Source organism: Rhodococcus sp. R1101 (assembly GCF_000278445.1).
GTDB classification, from domain to species: domain Bacteria; phylum Actinomycetota; class Actinomycetes; order Mycobacteriales; family Mycobacteriaceae; genus Rhodococcus; species Rhodococcus gordoniae.
Genome location: NZ_AJVB01000446.1, coordinates 1 through 3,233, shown reverse-complemented (window position 1 = coordinate 3,233; position 3,233 = coordinate 1). Strand labels below are relative to the sequence as shown.

Genomic DNA, 3,233 nt, shown 5'->3' with positions numbered 1-3,233 from the left:
CGTCGACGAGATTCCGCAGGACATCGGGGTCGGCGGTGGCCGGCCCCCATAGTGCAAACGATCTTGGTGCGTCGGGTCACGGTTCGAGCCTAGCCTTCGACGCTCGGACCCTCCATCTCAGCACCCCGGCGCGTGTCGCCGGGGTGCCCGTGAGACGGGCGATGCCGGGGCATCACGGACGAAGTTGACGTCCGTTCTTGTCGCGGACCTTGCCGGTGAGCATCAGGATGCCGTCGATCAACGGCCAGATGCCACCGATACCACAGGTGAGCCAGGTGACGGCGATCTGGGCGACCGCCACGCCCGGCTGGTCGAGATAGAAGCGTCCGGCACCGAAGGCACCGAGCAGGATCTCGAGCACGCCCGCGGTGACCTTGCTCTTGTCGGAATAGGGCTCACCGGTGTAAGGATCGCGGCCGAAGGGCGCTGCGGCGTCGCGTCCGTACGGGTTCGACGGGTCGGGGTAGCCGTAGGCGGGCATCACCCCGTAACCGGGCGGCGGGCCGTATCCCTGTCCACCCTGCGGGCCGTAGCTCTGCGCCTGGTGCGATCCCTGCGGGCCGGTGTACCCACCCTGCGGCGGGCCGTATCCCTGCGCCTGGTGCGATCCCTGCGGACCGGTGTAGCCGCCCTGCGAAGGGTCGTGCTGCGGGGACCCGATCGGAAAGTGCGGATCGGGTGTCCCGTAGACCGGCCCGGCCCCGGACGCGGTCCGGCCCGGATGCTCGCCGTAGGGATAGTCGCCCGGGGGCGGATAGTCGGACTGGTGCTCGGCCGGCGGCGGGTAGCTCGGGGTGTTGCCCCAACCCGGTCCGTTGCCGACACCGGAATAGGTGTCCCATCCGGGCCCCGGAGTGCCGGTGGCACCACCGAGGGAGTCGAGGGTGGGCGGCTGCGCCGACAACGAGGCCTGCGCGGTGGCGTCGTAGTCGAAGGCGCGCCCGAGATCGGGCGGCGGCGTCTGGTCGCTCTCCGACCGATCCGGGGCGTCCGCGCCGGATCCGGACCCGGTCCGCTTCGTCAGGTCCGGCTTGGCAGGCTCCGAATCGGGTGCTCCCGCAGCTCCCGGGTCCTGTGTGGTCACGAGTGATCCCCCTTGTTGTCTCCGGACGTCGCCTCGTCGACTCTACCGGCGGCAGGCGAGGGGCCGGCGGTGCCGGCGGCAGGCGCGGTCCCGGCCGTCTCGTCCTCGACCGCCGGGTCGGCCGCGTTCGCTGCCGCCCCCGGATTCAGTCTCGAAGGCTCCTCGCGACCCTTGCGCGCGAGGACGAAGTACACGACCGCGAGCACGAACACGATGCCCGAGGTGAACGTGTTGATCCGGATGCCTGCGATCTCGGTGGCCGCGTCCGTGCGCATGAGTTCGATCCAGAACCGGCCCGCGCAGTACCCGGCCACGTAGAGGGCGAACAGTCGTCCGTGGCCGATCGTGAACTTCCGGTCGACGAGCACCAGCAACAGCACCACGGCGAGGTTCCACAGCAGTTCGTAGAGGAAGGTCGGGTGCACGACGAAGGCCACCTCACCCGTGGACACACCGTCGACCAGCCCCGGAGCGACCTGTCCCGCGTCGTTGCGCCGCTCGTAGATCTCGAGTCCCCACGGGACCGTGGTCTCGCGGCCGTAGAGTTCCTGGTTGAACCAGTTGCCGAGGCGCCCGATGGCCTGCGCCAGCAGGATCGCCGGGGCGAGCGCGTCCCCGAAGGCGGGCAGCGGGATCCCGCGTCGGCGGCACCCGATCCACGCACCCAGCGCACCGAACGCGACGGCGCCCCAGATACCGAGGCCGCCCTCCCAGATCTTCAGGGCGTCGACCGGGTCCGCTCCGGCTCCGAAGTACTTCTGCCAATCGGTGGCGACGTGATAGAGCCGCCCGCCGATCAGGCCGAAGGGCACCGCCCACACGGCGATGTCGAGGACGGTGCCCGCCTGCCCGCCGCGTGCGACCCAGCGGCGGTCGCCCCACCAGATCGCTACGACGATCCCGACGATGATGCACAGGGCATAGGCACGGAGGGCGAAGGGCCCGAGGTACCAGACGCCCTGCGGCGGACTCGGCAGATATGCCAGAACAGACGCAGTGGATGTCACGAGTGCACGTTAGCGGAGCGAACGCCCTTCGCGAGATCCTGTGTGAGGGCGAGCAGCGCGTCGTGTCCCTCCGCGACTGCGGAGACCAGCGCCGAACCGACGATCACGCCGTCGGCGTAACCCGCGATCTCCGCGGCCTGTGCACCGTTGCGCACACCGAGGCCGACGCCGACCGGGATGTCGGAGTGCGTGCGCACCCGGGCGACGATCTCCGGCGCGCGGTTGTCGACACTGTCGCGAGCGCCGGTGACACCCATCGTCGACGTGGCGTAGACGAAGCCACGGCACTTGTCGAGGGTGATCGCGAGGCGTTCGTTGGTCGACGACGGTGCGACCAGGAAGATCCGGCCGAGCCCGTACTTGTCGGCGGCGGCGATCCACTCCTCGGCCTCGTCCGGCACGAGATCCGGCGTGATGATGCCGAGTCCGCCCGCCGCCGCGAGGTCGCGCGCGAAGTTCTCGACGCCGTACTTGCTCACGAGATTCCAGTAGGTCATCACGACCGCGGCGCCACCGGCGGCGGTGATCGCCTCGACGGCCGGGAAGACGTCGCGGACCCGGACGCCGTTGGCGATCGCCTCGAACGCAGCGTTCTGGATGGTGGTGCCGTCCATGACGGGGTCGCTGTACGGGATGCCGACCTCGACGAGGTCGCAGCCACCCTCGACGAGGACCTTCATCGCCTCGACGGAACGCTCGACGGTCGGATAGCCGACCGGGAGGTAGCCGACCAGCGCGGCGCGGTTCTCGGCGCGGCAGGTCGCGAAGATCTCGGTCAGGCGTTCGTGCGGGGCGCTCACTGGGCTGCTCCTTCGGGGCCGGTCTTGTCGGCGGACTCGTCGGTCGGCAGGTAACCGAACCACTTGGCGGCGGTGTCGACGTCCTTGTCTCCGCGACCGGACAGGTTGACGAGGACGATGGCGCCCTTGCCGAGTTCGGGGCCGAGCTTCACGGCACCGGCAACGGCGTGGGCCGACTCGATAGCGGGGATGATGCCCTCGGTGCGGCACAGCAACGCGAAGGCGTCCATGGCCTCGCTGTCGGTGACGGCGCGGTACTCGGCCCGGCCGGTGTCGGCGAGCCAGGCGTGCTCGGGGCCGACGCCGGGATAGTCGAGCCCCGCGGAGATCGAATACGATTCG

At 70.1% G+C, this 3,233-nt stretch carries 4 protein-coding genes; all 4 read right to left on the bottom strand.

The genetic code is table 11. From position 1 onward, the window contains the following. Window positions 1–172: 172 nt before the first annotated feature. Window positions 173–1,084: a TM2 domain-containing protein gene (locus R1101_RS0119570; RefSeq protein WP_016935011.1), complete on the bottom strand. Its 912-nt coding sequence runs from the start codon at window positions 1,082–1,084 to the stop codon at window positions 173–175. Beyond that, window positions 1,081–2,091, bottom strand: coding sequence for a prolipoprotein diacylglyceryl transferase (gene lgt / locus R1101_RS0119565; RefSeq protein WP_016935010.1), 1,011 nt, complete (start codon window positions 2,089–2,091; stop codon window positions 1,081–1,083). Before lgt ends, R1101_RS0119570 begins: the two co-directional genes overlap by 4 nt. Then, on the bottom strand, window positions 2,088–2,891 hold the full coding sequence (trpA, locus tag R1101_RS0119560) for a tryptophan synthase subunit alpha (protein ID WP_016935009.1): 804 nt from the start codon (window positions 2,889–2,891) through the stop codon (window positions 2,088–2,090). The genes lgt and trpA overlap by 4 nt, the downstream gene beginning before the upstream one ends. Further along, on the bottom strand, window positions 2,888–3,233 hold a 346-nt coding region (locus R1101_RS27620), incomplete at its 5' end, for a pyridoxal-phosphate dependent enzyme (protein ID WP_037224203.1). The genes R1101_RS27620 and trpA, both read right to left, overlap by 4 nt.